Below are 19,119 nucleotides of genomic sequence, written 5' to 3'. Positions count from 1 at the left end.
TCTTGTATGCCTGCGGAACAAGAGTACGTCTCGCCAGTATTGTCATTTTAACCAACGGCGCGCCTGCTTCTCCGTCAGGATCTGACCATAAAAAACCTTGTGCAGTTCGCTCCCGCAGCGGCAAACGGCGTAAATATAGGTTGAATCATAGACCCGTTGATTTGGTGCCACTGCACCCTGATGAATCAACCGCTGAATAATAAAAAAGTGGCCATGAGGAATAAGAGTTAACTGACGTATAACGCGAACTATACGGCTTATTTTCATTAAAAAAAGGTGAGGTGTGCGGCGCGTTGTACCTTTCTTAATATCCGGAAGTGATACATTGCTAATACGAAGCGGAGAATACATTGGTTTACCTGACCAGGTTGAGGGCTATAAATGCCGTGGTTAAGACGCGCCTACGCCAGCGCAAAGGCGCGCTTTGCGATGCCAGAGAGAGGCTGTAAATCGCGCTTACTTTCTTGTACGAACTGCATTACGCCTTTTTCATAGTCAGCAGATGTTGATCTAAATCATCCGTCGTAGATATTTCATTACCTTTTAACTTATTGATAAAAAAGATAAATAATTCCTGTGCTTCATCAAAAACAAAAGAATTTATCACAGCATCATAGTTGCGCCAGCACAGTTTGGAGCATGACAAGATTTGCAATCAATATTGAGCTATTTACCGAAGCGGGGTGCGGTTGGCGGCTGAGAAACACCCGTTAACTTGCTCTGGATAATGTCAGCGTAGGGAGCCGGGATGTGCATTACTCATCATAAAATTGACTCTCTTTCTGTTTGTGCATAATGCATTTGGGGTACAAAAAAGACGTGGCTAAAGGGAAGGGTACAGAACTCTTCCATATATTTTTCAAAGCAACGGCAACGACTATCTGCAAATCCGGCTTTGAAATGGTTCGATGTACAGGCGATCACTTCTTACTGTCAGTTATCGTGAAACGTCAGTTTTGATGATAAATATCCTCCCGCAGATCCCTGTTGTTCAATCATCAACAACGCCGATCCCAATGTTTGATCCGTATTTATCAAATCTGATCGTGTCAGGACTCAAGATTGCGCGGAATCCGCTGGTCAGCTCTGCTGCAATAGCTGGATGGGTAAACAATGTTTTTCATTTGCCACAGACACCTGGACATGAGAAAAGTGGCGGGAGTACTAAGCGTTATTTGCATACATTCACGATTTCCAGGGGCTGTTATGTGATTGATGAAAAGACCGGGAACAAACGGTGAGGCTAAAAAAGCCAAATAAAAATATTTGGCTCAGTGTTTATCATGTTTATTTAAAAAAATAAGATGTTGCGATAGTTGTGAAAAAGAACACGATAGTTATCAGGAATAGCGTAAATTTAACTTTTAACCATGATGTCATTTCATCAGGTAAACTTCTAAAAAAATCATAATGCTCTGATTTCATGTCTCTAACTATAAAGCTTCCTTTTTTTACAATAAGCGGGAAAAAGAAATAGAAATCCTTTTGAAAAGTTAAAAAAATCCCTCCCGCCTGAGCAAGGATTATTCCTGCTGGCAGATATCCAAATCTATCATGAAAAGCATCACACAACTTGATATGCTGTTTGTTTTTTAACTCTGAATATCCAATGGAAATAAATCCGAATATTATGCACAGGAATGTAAACGTAGCAGGTACAATATTCATTATTCACCCACTGTCTCATATATTGATTCGCCCAAAGTTTCACCTTTCGATGATAAATACTCTCCGCCTATAAAGCCACCACCAGAACCAAGTAATACACCACAAACCAATGCGCCAGCGCCAGCAACTTCTATTGTTGCAAAACCAAAAACTAAAGTACATATACCTGTACCAAGCGCACCACCAGCGATACCTCCAACGATTCCGCCAGAAAAACTGCCAACCTCAGTGTATTTTTTCTTAGTACATTCATCTTCCCGGCCGGTTGAACAAGCCTCATTGATTTCATTAACAGAATGCATAGCACTAAACGCTATTCCGACATAATCCGTATAGCGCATTGCCTTCACATATTTAGCGGCTCGCTCGATGTGTGCGGCATAACCTTCAATGTCGCCGATCCCTGTCTCATTCCATTTATGTGTGATAGAACTGGTGGACAAACCGAGCGCATTTTTTATTTTGCTATATTGACCAAACTTCATTGCTTTGTTCAGAAAGCCGACTTTAAGTACCCGATCAAGCTCATTAAATAACTGCGCGCGTCTGACATAGAACTGTTCACCGATTAATGCGCCTCGCGTCCTGTAGGTATTTTTATAAGTTTCCTGGATCTCTTTAAGGATTTTTTCGATATTCTCAAAGTACTTACCAACCGGATCGGCGGCAAGGCCAATCCCTTTATCGGCAATATTGGAGAAGTTGGCAATTGTAGGAGGGAGTGCTGAGGATTCTTCTTTTATATAAACAGGGTAAGAATTAGCGGGTAAGAATTTAGCCTTACAGGGGCATGAGCTGTAGTTGTCAAGCGATCCTGCAATGCGTTTATTTTCGGAGCCAGATGTATAAAAAGCGATCCCCCCGATAATTTTATAAGTCTTTCCGTCTTTGCCACAGGTAACAGGATCGCCTTCCTTTGCCTGGGGTTTATTGAAGGCGACACCGTGCGCCGATCCAGCGATTATCTTGCCTCCGCAGGTGGTTTTGTCCCCCTGGCACAACACAATACCTTTAAGCATAATTCCCTCTACTTATTGTGGTTATCCTTCCGGCAGTATTGTACAAAACATATCCATAAGGGCAAAAAATATCAGTCTTAAGCTACATTGCGATTGGTAATTAAGTGAGGGCAGATTCATTCAACTTTTACTTCAGCCAAAAAGCAAAAAATCTGCCGAAGCGGAGTTTTTAAAGAAGTCGAAGCTGACCGTTAAGACGGCTTCGCTCAAGCATACGTCAGGCATCTGCGGCGCTGGGGTTGTAATGCGTCGCAGACTGTCTCCCACTTTATGTTGCGGAGTAAAGCCTATCAAGTGAAGCGCCTTTCACACCCAACCGTGCTCTATCGCTACCATCAGTAGCCCCCCAATGATAAAGAAAATAAGGCTGACAATAGCCAGATATATCTCGATGTAGAAAGGACCAATAAGCCTTTTAGGAAGTCTTCTGATAAAGTCTTTGTCATCGTTTTTGGTCAGGATTGAACTGCGATTCCACAATAGTGGCATATAGATGAACTGCACTTTCATGCTGTAGGCTATTTTGACGCAAAGCGTATTGACGTTCTCAAACAGCAATACGGCGTCGGGCAGACTGCCGTATTTTTCTTTGTATAGGATGCAAATCTCTATAAACCGCTTTTTGTTCAGAACGGAAACTATGATACTGGCTAATCCAAACGCCATTGCTAAAAGCCATACAATGACTGAAATGAGTTTCAAATCAATCATCATTGGTAATCTCATAGAGACCTAACTGCTCGCCGATAAAATTTCCTCCTGTCTGGCCCATCCAGCCAAAAGCCTTATCGCTTCCGTATGCAATTCCACCAGATACACTGAGCGTGCAAAGCAGCGCTCCGGCTCCTCCCGCCTCTATGGTTGCAGCACCCAGAACCAGAGCGCAAACAGTATTTGCTGCGCCAGCGCTAATAATCTTAGCTCCCACAGATCCACCTACCAGACTACCCGAAAACTCACCAATGGAAGTAAACGAAGTTTTCGCACAATCTCGCCCCACCGTGCAGGCTTCGGTGATCTTCGCTGCGGTATCGAGAGCAGCCAGGCCAATGCCAATCTTTCCGGCGGTTTCCATCCACTTGACGTATTTTGCCAGCTTCTCAATATGGGTTGCATACCCTTCAATATCGCTAACGCCTGTTTCATTCCAGCGATGGGTGATTGAACGGCTGGACAGGCCAAGGGCGCTTTTCAGGTCTGTGTACTCGTTGAACATGAAACGATGCTTCATGAACATTTTCAGCACGCTATCAAGTTGGCCAAATAAACGTCGACGTTCGATAAAGAATTGTTCTCCGATCAGAGTGCCGTTGGTGATGTACTGATTTTTGTAGGTTTTCTCTATCTCGATAAGGATTTTTTCTACCTTCTCGAAATACCCCTTCACGGCTTCGGTTACCTTCCCTGAATATCCAACAACGTCATTTGCTGTAGTGGCAGCAGCAGCGAACATCTCAATAGTGTCTTTGTACTTATAGAGAAAGTTGGCTTGTTTGATAGAGAGGGGGGCTAACGCCGCATCAACGCGTGCTTTCGCAGCTTTCATATGTGCGATCTGCGCGTCGTCCTGCTTTTCAGGATCAACCAGAAGCATAATCGAACCCGCTTTATATCTTTCGCCTGCACCGTTCAGCGTGGCGAATAGTTCTTTTGCTCCTGCCGGCGGGTTTTCAGTGAACAGAAGCCGCTGCCAGGCTTCTGTCGTACCACCATAAGGGATTACGGCAAAACCTGCGTCAATGCCCTCACGCTTATCAGACCGGCGTTCTTTCTTCGCAGCCTGTGCATGCTGTGCGGGTTCTGGTTTCGTTTGGGTCAGTAGTGCGGCGGGTAAAGCAGCCGCAGCCGCTAAATCTGTAGGAGGGAGTCCTGAGGGTTCTTCTTTTATATAAACAGGGTATGAATTAGCGGGTAAGAATTTAGCCTTACAGGGACATGAACTGTAGCTGTCAAGCGATCCTGCAATGCGTTTATTTTCGGAGCCAGATGTATAAAAAGCGATCCCCCCGATAATTTTATATGTCTTTCCGTCTTTGCCACAGGTAACAGGATCGCCTTCCTGTGCCTGGGGTTTATTGAAGGCGACACCGTGCGCCGATCCAGCGATTATCTTGCCTCCGCAGGTGGTTTTGTCCCCCTGGCACAACACAATACCTTTAAGCATAATTCCCTCTGCTTATTGTGGTTATCCTTCCGGCAGCATTGTACAAAACATATCCATAAGGGCAAAAAATATCAGTCTTAAGCTAAATTTCGGTTGGTATCTTTTGTGTTTTCGGGATGGTTCGGCGGGTCGAAGCGATAACCGAAGGGCGAGCTTGCATCCACAGCTTCCTTCCCCTAATCTGGCAAAAAGTAAGCTAATTTTTACCAATGACTCGGGGTGCCCTTCTTTGTGAAGGCTGAGAAATACCCGTATTACCTGATCTGGATAATGCCAGCGTAGGGAAGTCAGATGCCTGACCGCATTCGCCTTCTTGATCGCCGGTTGGGAGTTTTATGACACATCAACCTGATCCTCTTTCTGATGCGCATGTCGCGCAGTCCCTTCACTTGTTTCGCAGCCAGCCGCCGCTGGTGCACTGCATGACCAACGATGTGGTGCAAACCTTTACCGCCAATGTACTGTTAGCACTTCAGGCTTCACCGGCAATGGTGATTGATGCTGAAGAGGCCGCGCAGTTTAGCGCCATCGCTGATGCGCTGTTGATTAACGTCGGCACCCTGACGCACGAGCGACGCGACGCCATGCACACTGCCGTGACGGCTGCCGTTGCGGCCAACACCCCCTGGACGCTCGATCCGGTCGCCGTGGGCGCGCTCAGGCTGCGCAGCGATTTCTGCCAGCAATTGCTCAATGCCGCACCGGCAGCGATTCGGGGCAACGCGTCGGAAATTCTGGCGCTGGCGCAACATGAGCAGGGCGGCCGTGGCGTCGACAGCCTGCACCAGGCAGAGGCGGCCCTGACGGCGGCACGGCAGCTGGCACAAAAATATCACAGCATCGTGGCGGTAACGGGCGAGGTCGATTACGTTACCGACGGTGCGCGCACCCTGCGCGTCACCGGCGGCAGCGCATTGATGACGCGGGTAGTGGGCACCGGCTGCGCGCTCTCCGCGGTGGTAGCGGCGTTTACCAGCCTGCCTGGCGATCGGCTGGTTAACGTAGCCAGCGCCTGCCGCGTCATGGCGCTGGCGGGCGAACAGGCGACGCAGCGCGCGAGCGGGCCAGGCAGCTTCGTTCCCGCCTTTCTTGATGCGCTGTGGACTCTTGAGCCGGAGGCCGAGCGATGAAACGCATTAACGCACTGACGATTGCCGGTACCGATCCCAGCGGCGGCGCGGGCATCCAGGCCGATCTGAAAGCCTTTTCCGCCCTCGGCGCTTACGGCGCCAGCGTAATTACTGCGCTGGTGGCGCAAAACACCCGCGGCGTACAGCAGGTTTATCGCATTGAACCCGATTTTGTCGGCGCACAGCTCGATTCCGTGCTGGATGATGTGCGCATCGACAGCGCCAAGATCGGTATGCTGTCGGAAACCGCCATCGTAGAGGTAGTAGCGGAAAAGCTGAAACGCGCAGAGATTCCGTTTGTGGTACTTGATACCGTAATGGTGGCGAAAAGCGGCGATGCACTGCTTTCAACCCAGGCGGTGGCCAGCGTACGCGAGCGTCTGCTGCCGCAGGTTTCGCTGATTACCCCCAACTTACCCGAAGCCGCCGCGCTGCTGGAAACTTCTGTGGCGCAAACCGAGGCGGAGATGCTTGAACAGGGAAGGGCGCTGCTGGCGCTGGGCTGTCAGGCGGTGCTGATGAAGGGCGGCCATCTCAGCGACAGCGAAAGCCCGGACTGGCTGGTCACGCCACAGGGCGAGCAGCGCTTTAGCGCGCCGCGCGTAAACACCCGCCATACGCACGGCACCGGTTGCTCACTGTCGGCGGCGCTGGCGGCGCTGCGACCGCGCCATCACGGCTGGGCGGAAACCATCACCGAGGCAAAAGCCTGGTTGCAGGAAGCGCTGGCGCAGGCGGATACCCTGGAAGTGGGAAAAGGCATCGGGCCGGTGCATCATTTTCACCGCTGGTGGTAGAGGGGCCACCGCCGACGGCCCGTGAGTTGCGTGCTGGCTGGCCCGGCTTTACTCAAACCACTCGCTGTTGCGTTCGGCGATGGGCGTAATCGAGAAAATCATCTCCTGCAAATGGCGACGCATCGCGGCTTCGGCCGCGTCAGCGTCATGAGCCTCCAGCGCGGAATAGATCTCTTCATGCTGCTCAATCAGGCTTTCCGGCGGCGAGACTTCACTCAGGGTCAGAAAGCGCACGCGATCCATGGTGGCCTTGATGTTCTCTACCGTTTCCCACGCCAGCGTACAGTTGATGCTCTCGGCAATCAGACGATGAAATTCATCATCCAGCGTGAGAAAGGCCTGGCTGTCATGACGCTCAGCGGAGAGTTGCTGTAACTGCAGATTGTGCGCCAGCGCCATCAGTGCCGCAGGCTGAATCTCCAGCGCGGCGCGGCGCACAACTGCCACTTCAACCGCTTCACGGATAAAACGACCGTCAGCTACCCGCCGGGCGGAGATTTTTCGCACAAAGGTTCCGCGCTGCGGCAGCACCTGAACCAGCCCCGCCTCTGCCAGCTTGATAAAGGCTTCGCGCACCGGTTGGCGGGACACGCTAAACCGCGTGGAAACCTCTTTTTCCGACAGCAGCGAGCCTGGGTTAATCACACAGGTCACGATATCTTTACGCAGATAGCGATAAATCTGCTGGTTCACCGGCTCGCTGGTAGTAATGGTGTAGGCGATTGACATGCGGCAATGTCCGTATTACGGCTGGCCTGCGCCAGCCCGATTTGGAAAGATTCAGTCTAATCAGCGCGCTTCGCCTGCGCCAGCGGTTTTGCTACTGAACAATCAGTAGCTGGCTATCACCTGCTGCACCGTGGCGCGAGCGCCCTGCTGACAGAGCTGGTTGTAAAGCTGACAAAGTCGCGTAACAAAAGCGTCATTTTGCGCTAAATCCTCAGCAAAAACCGTTTTTAGCGCCAGCAGAGCGCGAACCCGCGCCTCGCCATCTTCACTTTGTGCCACGCACTGCGCCAGCTCCGCTTTCAGCGGATCCTTGATCTCAATAACCTTGCCTTGCTCATCGACGCCGCTGACGTAACGCATCCATGCGGCCACGCCCAACAGCAGCAGGTCACAGCGGCTGTCGTGAGCTAAATGCCAGCGCACGCCGTCGAGCAGGCGTTGCGGCAGCTTTTGCGTACCGTCGGTGGCAATCTGATAGGTGCGATGCTTGATGGCAAGGTTCTCATAACGCGTAATCAGCGAGTCGGCATAGGCCGTCAGATCCACTCCGGTGGTACGCAGCGTCGGTGCCTGTTCCTGCAACATCAGCGCACGGGCGGCCTGCTTCAAATGCGGGTCGGCCATGCAATCGCTGATGTGCTGATAGCCCGCCAGATAGCCGATATAAGCGAGGAAAGAGTGGCTGCCGTTCAGCATGCGCAGCTTCATCTCTTCAAACGGCAATACATCGTTCACCAGCTCGGCGCCCGCTTTTTCCCAGGCGGGACGTCCGCTGACAAAATTATCTTCAATAACCCACTGAAAGAAAGGCTCCGCCTCTACCGCGACCGGATCCTCACAGCCGAGCCGCGCGCTCAGGGCAGCAAAGGCTTCGTCGGTCATTGCCGGAACGATGCGATCCACCATGCTTGAGGGAAAGCTCAGGTGTTCCTGAATATAGCTCGCCAGATCGCTATCCTGTAGCTGCGCCAGTTGCGTGATGACGTTGCGCGTCACATGGCCGTTTTCCGGCATATTGTCACAGGACATTACGCTGAACGGCGCAAATCCGCGATCGCGGCGGCGGCGAATGGCGGCGAGGATCACTCCCGGCAACGAACGCGGCGCGTCCGGTTGTTGCAGGTCATGCTGAATATCGGGGTGATCGGCATTCAGGTTGCCGCTGGCGGGGGAGTGGCAGTAACCTTTTTCCGTCACGGTCATGGAAACGATGGCGATATCGGGCTGGCTCATCGCCTCGATCACCGCCTCAATACCGTCGCCTTTGCCATGCAGCGCGGCGGTAATCACCCCAATCACGCGGGTAGAGAGACTGTCGCCCGCCATTTCGGTAACGGTATAGAGCAACTGCTGATCGCGCAGCGCCTGAATCAGCGCGCCGCTGTTGAGATTCACTTCGCAATAGCCCCAGTCGCTGCCCTGTTCGGCCAGCTTATCGCTGCACAGCGCCTGATGGGCGCGATGAAAGGCGCCGAAGCCAATATGCACCATACGGGTTTTTAACCGGCTGCGGTCCCAGGCGGGACGCGGGATATCGGCAGGAAGGCGATCAAGCTCTAACATAGTGTGTCCTTATGGCAAACGGGGCGCCTTGCGCCCCGTAAACAGTGTGATAAATCAGGAACGCGCCCTCAGACGGAAACCGCTTTGTTGGTCACCTTCGGGCTGCGAATCACAAACATCACCAGCAGCGCGCCCAGCGCGGCAATCACGCCAGCCAGCACAAAGGCGCTGTCGAATTTGCCGGTGTGCTGCACGATAAAACCGGTCACAATCGGGCCGATGATGCCGGAGAGGCTGCCGATCAGGTGGATAAAACCGCTGACGCTGCCGACGCGACTCTTATGCACCACATCCTGAATTATCGCCCAGTAGATAGCGCCGGTGATGTAGAGGAAGAAGATGGAGATCGACATCATCATCACCGCAGAATTCACCTCTTTTATCGTACCGGCCAGCGCGACGCAAACCGCAGCGGCAAGCAGTGAGACCACCAGCACAATTTTGCGTGACAGCAGCAGCTTACCGGTGATGTTAAAGATCTTATCGGAGATCCAGCCGCCCAGCGCCAGGCCAACGAAGCCCACGATCCACGGGATCATAGTGGTGATGCTCATCGCTTTGATATCCAGGCCGTGCGCCTGCACCAGATAGGCGGGGAACCAGCTCAGGAAGAAAAACAGAATGTAGTTGTAGCTGAAGAAGGCGAAGGCGGTGACCAGAATAATCGGCTGGCGCAGGTAGTAGCCCAGACCGTGCGACGCTTCAGCCAGATCGGCCTCGTCGCCTGATGATTGCTGCGCCTTCATTCTTTCCACCAGCGCACGCTCTTCCGCAGAGACATGTTTACTTTTCGCCGGATTGTCCGCCGCGACAAAGAACCAAATCGCCATCCAAATCAAACCGATCAGACAAATGATGGCGAAGGCGGGACGCCAGCCATAAGCCAGCGCCAGATAACCAATAATCGGACCGGCAACGGCGCCACCCAGCGGCGAACCGGCGCTCAGCAGGCCCATCGCGGTAGCCGCCTGTTTCTTGGGAAACCAGCCGTTGATCGCTTTGTTCGCCGAGGCGCAAATCGGACCTTCCGCCATGCCGAACAGCACGCGCAGGATCAGCAGCGACCAGAAGCCGGTAGCCAGCGCCGTCATGCCGCAGAAGATTGACCAGAGGCCCACCGCCGCGCCCAGCACGATTTTCGGGCCGAACTTATCGGTGGCGAGGCCGCCGACGAAATTGAACATGGCGTAGCCAAAGAAGAAGCTGCCGAAAATCATGCCGAACTGCTCGGCATTGATCATCAGATCTTTTTCCACCATGGGTACGGTCAGGGAGAGCGCCACACGATCGAGGTAGTTAATCATGTAGACAAGGAATAACAGCAGTACGAGGGTCCAGCGCAGGTTCTTGAACATAGAAGCTCCGACATCTCATCTTATAGTAATACTGCCGGCGGGTACGCACCGACAGGGGGACCTGGCGTTGGGGTGAGCTTACCCCATTTGCAGAATGACTTTGCAGCAGGTACGTGGGTCTTTTTCGAACAGCGTCATGGCACGTTCGATTTCATTCAACGGAAAATAGTGCGTGACCAGTTTTTCCGGTTGGATCAGCCCTTTATCCATCCATTCAATCACCTGCGGAAAACGCTTACTGTTAAGACGCGAGGTGAATAGCGACAGCTCCTTGCTCGTCAGGCTCTGCTGCGTAATGCTGCACGGCTCACCCGAGAAGCCCAGCAGGCCGATACGCGCCGCTGGCGAGGCGAGAGCAGCGGCTTCCGCCAGAATGGAGGGATGACAGGCGGCATCAATAATCAGCGTCGGCTGAATCCCTTCCAGCTGCGCCGCAAGCGGCGTTTCGCTGTTGTTAAAGACGTTGTCGGCGCCGTTCGCCAGCGCCAGATCCAGACGCTCCGGCAGACGATCCACCACCAGCACCTGTTTCACGCCGTAAACCCCTTTCAGCACCTGAATGGCGGTCAGCCCCATCGGGCCTGCGCCGTATACCAGCGCGGTATCGCCCGACTGCGGCTGCAAAAAGGCAGTGATATTGGCCGCAATCGTGAAAGGTTCCACCAGGCTTGCCAGCTTATCGGGGATCGAGGCGGGCAGGCGGTACGCATTCTCCGCGGGCGCCAGCGCATAGTCGCTGAAACCGCCGTCGCGGTGTACGCCGATCACCTGCAACGTTTTACAGACGTTCGGACGGCCCACGGAGCAGGGATAGCAGTGGCCACAGCTCACCACCGGATCCACCGCGACCCGCTCGCCGACACGGCTGGTCTCCACGCCGTCGCCTACCGCGTCGATCAGACCGAAAAACTCATGGCCAATCACGCGCGGATATTTGGCGAACGGGTTATGGCCGTGCCAGATATGGACATCGGAGCCGCAGATGCTGGCGTATTGCACCTTAACGCGTACTTCACCCGCCGCAGGCTGCGGCAGTTCACGTTCGCTCAGCGCCAGTTCGCCAGGTTGCTGAATAACGACACTTTTCATCTTGCGCTCCTTACCAGTTCCACAGCGTGCCGTCTTCCAGGCGCGCAACCGGCAGATAGGCGGGTTCATAGGGATATTTCGCGGCCAGCTTTTCGTTGAACTCAATGCCGAGGCCCGGCTTGTCGCCCGGATGCATGTAGCCGTTATCGAAGGTCCAGTTGGCGTCAAACAGCTCCATCATCTGTTCGGAGAAGCCCATATACTCCTGAACGCCAAAGTTCGGCACCCAGAGATCGAAGTGCAGCGCGGCGGCCATGCAAACTGGCGACAGGTCGGAAGGACCGTGCGAGCCGGTGCGCACCTGATAAAGCGAGGCGAAGTCGGCGATGCGGCGCATGCCGGTGATGCCGCCTGCGTGGGTAATGGTGGTGCGGATATAGTCAATCAGCTGCTCTTCGATCAGCTGCTTGCAATCCCAGATGCTGTTGAACACTTCGCCCACGGCAATTGGCGTCACGGTGTGCTGACGGATCAGGCGGAAACATTCCTGATTTTCCGCTGGCGTCGGATCTTCCATCCAGAACAGACGATAATCTTCCACGCTTTTGCCGAAGCGCGCCGCTTCAATAGGGGTTAAGCGATGGTGCATGTCATGCAGCAGATGCTCGTCGAAGCCGAACTTTTCACGGATGGCGGCAAACAGCTTCGGCGTAAAATCGAGGTACTTCTCTGTTGACCAGAGCTGCTCTTCCGGCCAGTTGCCTTTGGTCGCCGGTTCGTAGGCCAGCCCTTTGCCTTTCGCCATACCGTAGGTGGTTTTCATTCCCGGCACGCCGCACTGGGCGCGAATCGCTTTAAAGCCCATCTCCTTGTGTTTGGCGTAGTCATCCATCACTTCATCAATACCGTGGCCGGTGGTGTGGCAATAAACCATCACCCCGGTGCGCGACGCGCCGCCCAGCAGCTGATAAACCGGCATATTGGCGGCTTTGCCTTTGATGTCCCACAGCGCCATATCCACCGCAGAAATCGCCGACATGGTTACCGGTCCGCGACGCCAGTAGGCGCCTTTATAGAAATACTGCCAGATATCTTCGATTTGATGGGCGTCGCGGCCAATCAGCTGTGGGCAAACATGATCTTTCAGATAAGAGGCGACCGGCAGTTCGCGGCCATTGAGTGTGGCATCGCCAATGCCGGTGATGCCGTCATCCGTGGTGATTTTGACGGTAACAAAGTTCCTGCCTGCACAGGTTACGAATACTTCAGCGTTAACAATTTTCATCCCAATGGCCCTGTTTCTTACAGTTGATGATGAAAAAATACGCGCGTTCATACTACCATACAAGTTAATGTAATGAAGTTGTGAACAGAGTCACATGTTTTTTGCATTGGCTGACCAGAGGAGGGGGCACCACCGGGAAAAGCCCGGTGGCAGCAGGAAAATTACGCCATCAGCGGGCACTGCGGCGGCAAACGGCAGGCCAGCGCGCCGGGTAGTACCTTAATGCTGAACTCGCGGCCGGAGAGCGGTTCGCCATCCAGATTAAACGTCATTTCGCTCGGCGCGCGAATCGTTAACGACTTTAAGCGGGTGCTGACGATATTGGGATTCTCTTCGTCACTGGTCAGGGAGTGGAACAGGGTCGGCAGCAGCTCCTGGGTAGTGACAATGCTGACATCAAGCTCGCCGTCATTGACCAGCGCCGCAGGACAGAGGCGCTGGCCGCCGCCCGCCTGGCGACCGTTGCCGATGCCGATCACCAGCGCGTCGCCTTTCCAGTGAAAGCCGGGGCCTTCAATCTGGCAGCTGTCGGGCTTGAGCGCATCGACGCGCGTCAGGCCGTGAATAAGGTAGGAGACCCCGCCCAGCGCCGACTTCAGCTTCTCCGGCGTTTCGCTGGTGATGCGCGTGCCGAAGCCGCCGGTCGCCATATTGATGAAGTAGCGTTGCTGGTTGACCTGCGCGATATCAATCATCACCGCTTTGCCGAGGATCGCCAGACGCAGCGCGGACTCCATCTCTTCAGGGATCCCGGCGCTGGTAGCGAAATCGTTAGCGGTGCCGAGCGGCAGGATGCCGAGTACCGGACGCCTGGCCGCAGGCAACATCGCCAGCGCGGTGGCAATCTCGTTAACGGTGCCGTCGCCGCCGCCGGCAACCACGGTTTCTGCCCGCAATGCCATTGCCTCATCGACGTAGCGCAGGCCGTCATCTTTTTCCCAGGTCACTCGAACGGCAATGTTGAAACCTTCCTCGCGCAGCGTGTTTACCGCTGTGCGCAGCGCTTCGTTACCTGCGCCTTTACCATTCAGAATGAGCAGCGTGAGCGGTTGTTTATTCATATTTCGGTCCTTGAATCGCTACAAAATATAAAATTAACTGACCCTGATATTCCGGGCAGCAGAGATGTCGGCGGATGCACGCGCCTGCTGCAACCGGGAACATTCAGGATATAGCATAGCTGTAGCGAGAAAATATCGGCGAAAGCGGAAAAAAGAAAACCCGCACGGGGGAGCCGGGCGGGTGAATGAGGTGGTTCCTGGTGAAGACTGCTTTTTATTGTTGGTTGTTGACAGCAGGCGCGAGTGTACGAGATCGCGTAACAATGGTCTGTGATCCCTCTCTAACTTCCCTGAATCGTTTTTACACCGCGGTGGTTTTACGATGGGGATCGCGCGTGCTGCTGCCGTTAGTAAAGTTGCGTAGCAGCAGTCCGTACGCCAGTTCGACCCTTTGTGGCACCGGCAGCCAGACCTTATGGCCGTCGCCCGGCGCCACCGTCACCGCTTCGCCTTTGCTATTCTCCATCTCTTGCAACGTAAAGGTCATGTTGCCCGCTGGCGTCATGATCTCCAGGCTGTCCTGCAGCATAAACTTGTTTTTCACCGCCACTTCCGCCAGCTGACCGCGCCGCTCGCCGGTAAATTCACCGACAAACTGCTGACGATCGGAGACGGAGTAGCCTTGCTCATAGTTCTGGTAGCTGTCATGGGTGTGGCGACGTAAAAAACCCTCGGTGTAGCCGCGATGCGCCAGACCTTCCAGCGTGCTGAGCAGCGACGCATCGAAAGGTTTGCCCGCCGCTGCATCATCAATGGCGCGGCGATAGACCTGCGCGGTGCGCGCGCAGTAGTAAAACGATTTAGTGCGGCCTTCAATTTTCAGTGAATGCACGCCCATGCGGCTCAGACGTTCAACGTGCGCCACGGCGCGCAGATCTTTTGAGTTCATGATGTAGGTGCCATGCTCATCTTCAAAGGCAGACATCACCTCGCCGGGCTTGAGCTTCTCTTCCAGCAAAAAGAGTTTGTCGCTGGGCTGGCCTGCGTCAAGGGTCGGTTCAACCTGCTGCACCGGAATCGGCTCATACTGCTGCACGATATTGCCCACCTCATCCTCTTTGCCCTCCTGCACGCTGTATTCCCAGCGGCAGGCGTTGGTGCAGGTGCCCTGGTTCGGGTCGCGCTTATTCAGGTAGCCGGAGAGCAGGCAGCGACCGGAATAGGCCATGCAGAGCGCGCCGTGAACAAACACCTCCAGCTCCATCTCCGGCACCTGCTGGCGAATCTCCTCGATCTCCTCCAGCGACAGCTCGCGTGACAGGATGACACGGCTTAACCCCTGCTGCTGCCAGAATTTCACCGTGGCCCAGTTGACCGCGTTGGCCTGCACCGAAAGATGAATCGGCATCGCAGGAAAGGCGGCACGCACCAGCATAATCAGGCCGGGGTCGGACATGATTAGCGCGTCCGGCTCCATGGCAACCACCGGCTCAAGGTCGCGAATAAACGTTTTCAGCTTGGCGTTATGCGGCGCGATGTTCACCACCACATAAAACTTTTTCCCCAGCGCATGCGCTTCCATAATCCCTTTCGCCAGGTTTTCATGATTGAATTCGTTGTTGCGCACGCGCAGGCTATAGCGCGGCTGGCCGGCATAAACGGCATCGGCGCCATAGGCGAAGGCGTAGCGCATATTTTTCAGCGTTCCCGCCGGGGAGAGCAGTTCCGGTTTAAACATGGTGTTCTCACTGATATCAGGTCAGCGTACCGCAGAGCAGGGTACGTGCAGCGGCCGTGATGAAACGGCCCTGCAAAAGGTGGGGAATTGTAGGCAGCGTAGCGCGGGAAGTAAATTGCGCTAGATCAAACGACAGAGATCCGCTTCCCAGCGGTAGCCCATACCGTAGACGGCGCGAATAAAAGGTTGTTCGCTATCGAGGGTTTCCAGCTTGCGACGCAGGTTTTTGATGTGGCTGTCGATGGTGCGGTCAGTGACCACGCGGTAATCATCATAAAGATGATTCAACAGCTGCTCGCGTGAGAACACCTTGCCCGGCTCCAGCGCCAGGGTTTTCAGCAGGCGGAACTCGGCGGGCGTCAGCTCCAGCGGCTGTTCACGCCAGCTGGCGTGAAAACGGCCTTCGTCGATCACCAGCAGCGACGCTTTCTGCACCTCTTCCGGGCTGCGTTTGCAACGGCGCAGAATGGTTTTGACGCGCGCCACCACTTCACGCGGGCTGAAGGGCTTGCAGATATAGTCATCGGCGCCAATTTCCAGACCGAGCAGGCGATCGATCTCCTCCGTGCGCGCGGTCACCATGATGATCGGCAATTCGGAAAAGCGACGAATTTCGCGACAGAGTGAGAGGCCATCGCGGCCCGGCAGCATCACATCGAGCAGCAGTAAATCGGGCGGCGTCTGCTGCACATACTCCAGCACCTGAGCGCCGTCAGCAATATGGTGGGTGCGGTAGTTGGACGCCTGCAGATAATCGATCATCAACTGCGCCAGCTTGGGCTCATCTTCTACAACAAGGATCAGGGGATCCGCTTTATCCTGGCTCATGGTCAACGACTAATGGGAAACATAGGGCAATTGTAGCGCTATTTTCAGTCCACCTAAATCAGAGTGCTCCGCAGAAATCGTGCCGCCATGCGCTTCGACAATGTTTTTGCAGATCGCCAGGCCCAGGCCGGAGCCGCCGCTGGCGCGGTTGCGCGAGCTTTCCGTGCGGTAAAAACGCTCGAAAATCTGCGCCTGCTGCGGCGCGTCGACGCCCGGCGCGCTGTCGGAAAAGGTCAGTTGCCAGCGCTGCGCCTCTTCCCACAGGCGCACGCGCACCGTGCCGCCTGCATCGGTATAGCGCAGACTGTTTTCCAGCAGATTGGTAAACAGCTGTATCAGGCGGTCGGGATCGCCAAAAAAAGTGGCTTTTCCCGGCAGATCCAGCTGTAAGCGCAGCGGATGGGCGCGGTAGCGCTCGCCAAAGCTGCCGGCCACCACTTCCAGCAGATGAACCAGATCGGTGCTCTGTTTGCGGTAAGCAAGCGCTCCCTCATCGGAGAGTGAAAGCTGATGAAGATCCTCCACCAGCTTGGTCAGCACCACCACTTCGCTCTGCAGCGAGGCGAGCGCCTCCGGCGTTAGCTTGCGCACCCCATCCTGCATCGCTTCCAGCTCGCCGCGTAAAATCGCCAGCGGCGTGCGCAGCTCATGGGAGATATCGGCCATAAATGCGCGCCGGTTGCTCTCGTTTTTTTCCAGCGAGCTGGCCAGCCGGTTGAAATCCTGCGCCAGCTGACCCAACTCATCCTGGCTGCTTACCTCCACGCGCGTGGCGAAATCGCCCGCCGCCAGATGGTGGGTGCCGTCCACCAGCCGTTTCACCGGCGCCAGCAGGCCACGCGCCATCAGCCAGGTGACCAGCGCCGCCAGCAGCGTGGAAAGCCCGACAATCAGCCAGCTGGTGCGCCGCTGCTGGCGGTCAAAATTAATATCGGTGCTGCGCGTCAGGCGCTCCGGCGGCGATCCGATCACCCAGCCGACGATTTTACCTGTGCTGGTGGTGATATTGCGCCGCGATCCCTCCGGCGGCACCGGCGAGCGCGGGCCGACCAGCACCTTGTATTGCTGATCGATAATCCAGAACTGCGTGCGCCAGCCGTGCGGCGGCAGCTGATTGTTGCTGTCGGGATTCTGCTCCAGCGAACGCAAGATGGTGAAGACCAACCGGTTGTTATGGCGCAGAAAATCCCAGTTGCCGTGCTGTTCATATTGATCGGAGAGCGCGTCGCTTAGCATATTCAGACGCTGCTCGTTGCTGCGCTTGATGTAATCCACAAAGCCATGCTCAAAGCTCAGGCGCACGCCCCAATGCATAGTAATCAGCACCAGCATGCAGGTAGAGAAGATCGCCATAAACAGCTTGGCGCCAATCCCGAAACGCATTTTCTGCGTCATGCTTTTCTCCTGCGTTTCAGGTCAACGTTTTTACTTATCTCTTTCGGTACGCGCCAGAAGATCAGGGCGGGCAAAATAATGATCACCGCCATGCAGAGGTAGGTATAGATAAAGGTCTGGTGCGCCGCCTCGCTGTTGGCCGCCTCGCTCTGACCAAAGGCGCCCAGCAGCAGGCCTGCGATGGTCACGCCGATACTCATCGACAGCTGCATAATCATCGACAGCAGGCTATTGCCGCTGGAAGCCAGCTCATCCGGCAGTTCTTTCAGCGTCAGCGTATTCATTGAAGAGAAACGGATGGCGTTGACCATGCCCTGTAAAAACAGCACCAGCGGCAGCAGCCAGACCCAGCCAAGCAGCGCCACTAGCGGAAACAGCACCACCACCACCGCCAGCGCCACGGTGGAGACGGTAAGCACGTTGCGGTAGCCAAAGAGGTTGACGATGCGCACCACCAGCCGCTTCATGCCCATATTGCCGAGCACCATCGGGATCATCATCAAACCGGCATGAAACGGGCTGTAGCCCATGCCGATCTGCAAAAAAATCGGCGTCATAAACGGCAGCATTCCGCTGCCGATACGCCCGGTCAGGCTGCCGAGCAGGCCGAGGGTATAGATGTGATTATCAAACAGCTTCAGGCTGAACAGCGCATTGTCGTTGGCGCGCGCATGCATCAGGTAGAAGAGCAGAGAAAAGACGCCCGCCAGCACCATCGCGCCGAGCAGCAGTGGCGAGCCGCCCGCGCTGCGCTGGCCGTCCAGCGCCAGAGTCAAGGTCGCCATCCCTACCGCCAGCAGCAGAAAGCCGGAAAAATCGAAACGCCGCGTCTGCATTTGATAGTTGGGCATCAGCGTCATGGTGGCGATCGCGCCGACGATGCCGACCGGAATGTTAATCAGGAAGATCCAGTGCCAGCTGGCATACTGCACCAGCACGCCGCCGAGCGCCGGGCCGACCAGCGGGCCAATCTGTCCCGGCAGCGTCACGAAGGTCATCGCCGCCATATACTGCTCGCGCGGCACGATTTTCATCACCGTCAGGCGACCAACCGGCACCATCATCGCGCCGCCGATCCCCTGCACCACGCGTGCCATCACCAGCTGATCGAGGCTGGTGGAGAAGGCGCAGAGCAGCGAACCGATGCTGAACAGCACGATGGCGGAAAAGAAGACATTGCGGACGCCGAAGCGATCCGCCAGCCAGCCGCTCACCGGCAGGGTTACCGCCACCGTGAGCACGTATGAAACAATCACCGAGTGCATATGCAGCGGATCAACGCCAAGGTCACTCGCCATCGCCGGCAGGGCGGTATTAACGATGGTGGTATCCAGCGTCTGCATAAAGAAGCCGAAGGCGACAATCCAGAGTTGCCAGCGAATGGTGGCGTCCTGAGAGCTCATAGCGGAATCCTGTTA

General features: G+C 55.0%; 17 protein-coding genes and 1 riboswitch. Of the genes, 2 read left to right on the top strand and 15 right to left on the bottom strand.

The annotated features are described in order from the left end of the window. Positions 1 to 42: 42 nt before the first annotated feature. The 5 genes from ABU178_RS12795 to ABU178_RS12775 all read right to left on the bottom strand — a co-directional run bounded on the left by ABU178_RS12795 (position 43) and on the right by ABU178_RS12775 (position 4,851). A complete protein-coding gene (locus tag ABU178_RS12795; RefSeq protein ID WP_397215368.1) occupies positions 43 to 351 on the bottom strand; it encodes a hypothetical protein in 309 nt (102 codons plus the stop codon). Positions 352 to 1,287: 936 nt separating this feature from the next. Further along, positions 1,288 to 1,668 (bottom strand): hypothetical protein, encoded by a 381-nt coding sequence (locus ABU178_RS12790; protein WP_397215366.1) that lies wholly within the window; start codon positions 1,666 to 1,668, stop codon positions 1,288 to 1,290. Beyond that, positions 1,668 to 2,687: a PAAR domain-containing protein gene (locus ABU178_RS12785; protein WP_397215364.1), complete on the bottom strand. Its 1,020-nt coding sequence runs from the start codon at positions 2,685 to 2,687 to the stop codon at positions 1,668 to 1,670. Before ABU178_RS12785 ends, ABU178_RS12790 begins: the two co-directional genes overlap by 1 nt. A gap of 306 nt (positions 2,688 to 2,993) precedes the next feature. Further along, complete coding sequence (locus ABU178_RS12780) at positions 2,994 to 3,401, bottom strand: hypothetical protein (protein ID WP_397215362.1); 408 nt, start codon at positions 3,399 to 3,401, stop codon at positions 2,994 to 2,996. After that, positions 3,391 to 4,851 carry a PAAR domain-containing protein gene (locus ABU178_RS12775; protein ID WP_397215360.1) on the bottom strand — a complete coding sequence of 487 codons (1,461 nt, stop codon included), beginning with the start codon at positions 4,849 to 4,851 and terminating at the stop codon, positions 3,391 to 3,393. The genes ABU178_RS12780 and ABU178_RS12775 overlap by 11 nt, the downstream gene beginning before the upstream one ends. Before the next feature lie 205 nt (positions 4,852 to 5,056). Further along, a riboswitch (TPP riboswitch) is annotated at positions 5,057 to 5,153 on the top strand. A 33-nt stretch (positions 5,154 to 5,186) separates the two neighbouring features. Between ABU178_RS12775 and thiM the strand changes: the two genes are divergently transcribed. Continuing rightward, positions 5,187 to 5,981 (top strand): hydroxyethylthiazole kinase, encoded by a 795-nt coding sequence (gene thiM / locus ABU178_RS12770; protein WP_397215359.1) that lies wholly within the window; start codon positions 5,187 to 5,189, stop codon positions 5,979 to 5,981. Next, the gene (gene thiD / locus ABU178_RS12765) at positions 5,978 to 6,778 is read left to right on the top strand and encodes a bifunctional hydroxymethylpyrimidine kinase/phosphomethylpyrimidine kinase (protein ID WP_397215357.1); all 801 of its coding nucleotides are present in this window, start codon (positions 5,978 to 5,980) and stop codon (positions 6,776 to 6,778) included. The genes thiM and thiD overlap by 4 nt, the downstream gene beginning before the upstream one ends. 48 nt (positions 6,779 to 6,826) lie before the next feature. Here thiD and ABU178_RS12760 read toward each other — a convergent pair whose 3' ends face one another. The 10 genes from ABU178_RS12760 to mdtD all read right to left on the bottom strand — a co-directional run bounded on the left by ABU178_RS12760 (position 6,827) and on the right by mdtD (position 19,104). Next, a complete protein-coding gene (locus ABU178_RS12760) occupies positions 6,827 to 7,507 on the bottom strand; it encodes a GntR family transcriptional regulator (RefSeq protein ID WP_397215355.1) in 681 nt (226 codons plus the stop codon). Positions 7,508 to 7,609: 102 nt separating this feature from the next. Then, a complete protein-coding gene (locus ABU178_RS12755) occupies positions 7,610 to 9,070 on the bottom strand; it encodes a mannitol dehydrogenase family protein (protein WP_397215353.1) in 1,461 nt (486 codons plus the stop codon). Between the two features lie 68 nt (positions 9,071 to 9,138). Next, entirely contained in the window at positions 9,139 to 10,425 is a 1,287-nt protein-coding gene (locus ABU178_RS12750; protein WP_397215351.1) for an MFS transporter, read from the bottom strand. A 78-nt stretch (positions 10,426 to 10,503) separates the two neighbouring features. Next, positions 10,504 to 11,514 (bottom strand): Zn-dependent oxidoreductase, encoded by a 1,011-nt coding sequence (locus ABU178_RS12745; RefSeq protein ID WP_397215349.1) that lies wholly within the window; start codon positions 11,512 to 11,514, stop codon positions 10,504 to 10,506. A 10-nt stretch (positions 11,515 to 11,524) separates the two neighbouring features. Further along, entirely contained in the window at positions 11,525 to 12,739 is a 1,215-nt protein-coding gene (manD, locus tag ABU178_RS12740; RefSeq protein ID WP_397215347.1) for a D-mannonate dehydratase ManD, read from the bottom strand. A gap of 161 nt (positions 12,740 to 12,900) precedes the next feature. Beyond that, positions 12,901 to 13,800 carry a lipid kinase YegS gene (gene yegS / locus ABU178_RS12735; RefSeq protein WP_397215345.1) on the bottom strand — a complete coding sequence of 300 codons (900 nt, stop codon included), beginning with the start codon at positions 13,798 to 13,800 and terminating at the stop codon, positions 12,901 to 12,903. A 301-nt stretch (positions 13,801 to 14,101) separates the two neighbouring features. Further along, positions 14,102 to 15,478 carry a prephenate-dependent tRNA uridine(34) hydroxylase TrhP gene (gene trhP / locus ABU178_RS12730; RefSeq protein ID WP_397215343.1) on the bottom strand — a complete coding sequence of 459 codons (1,377 nt, stop codon included), beginning with the start codon at positions 15,476 to 15,478 and terminating at the stop codon, positions 14,102 to 14,104. Between the two features lie 120 nt (positions 15,479 to 15,598). After that, positions 15,599 to 16,306 (bottom strand): envelope stress response regulator BaeR, encoded by a 708-nt coding sequence (gene baeR, locus ABU178_RS12725; protein ID WP_397215341.1) that lies wholly within the window; start codon positions 16,304 to 16,306, stop codon positions 15,599 to 15,601. Positions 16,307 to 16,315: 9 nt separating this feature from the next. After that, positions 16,316 to 17,701: an envelope stress sensor histidine kinase BaeS gene (gene baeS, locus ABU178_RS12720; protein WP_397215339.1), complete on the bottom strand. Its 1,386-nt coding sequence runs from the start codon at positions 17,699 to 17,701 to the stop codon at positions 16,316 to 16,318. Beyond that, a complete protein-coding gene (gene mdtD, locus ABU178_RS12715) occupies positions 17,698 to 19,104 on the bottom strand; it encodes a multidrug transporter subunit MdtD (protein ID WP_397215337.1) in 1,407 nt (468 codons plus the stop codon). Before mdtD ends, baeS begins: the two co-directional genes overlap by 4 nt. Between the last annotated feature and the right edge of the window lie 15 nt (positions 19,105 to 19,119).

It is taken from the genome of Pantoea osteomyelitidis (assembly GCF_044342975.1).
Classification (GTDB): Bacteria; Pseudomonadota; Gammaproteobacteria; order Enterobacterales; family Enterobacteriaceae; genus Pantoea; species Pantoea osteomyelitidis.
This window is presented reverse-complemented; position numbering and strand designations above follow the sequence as displayed.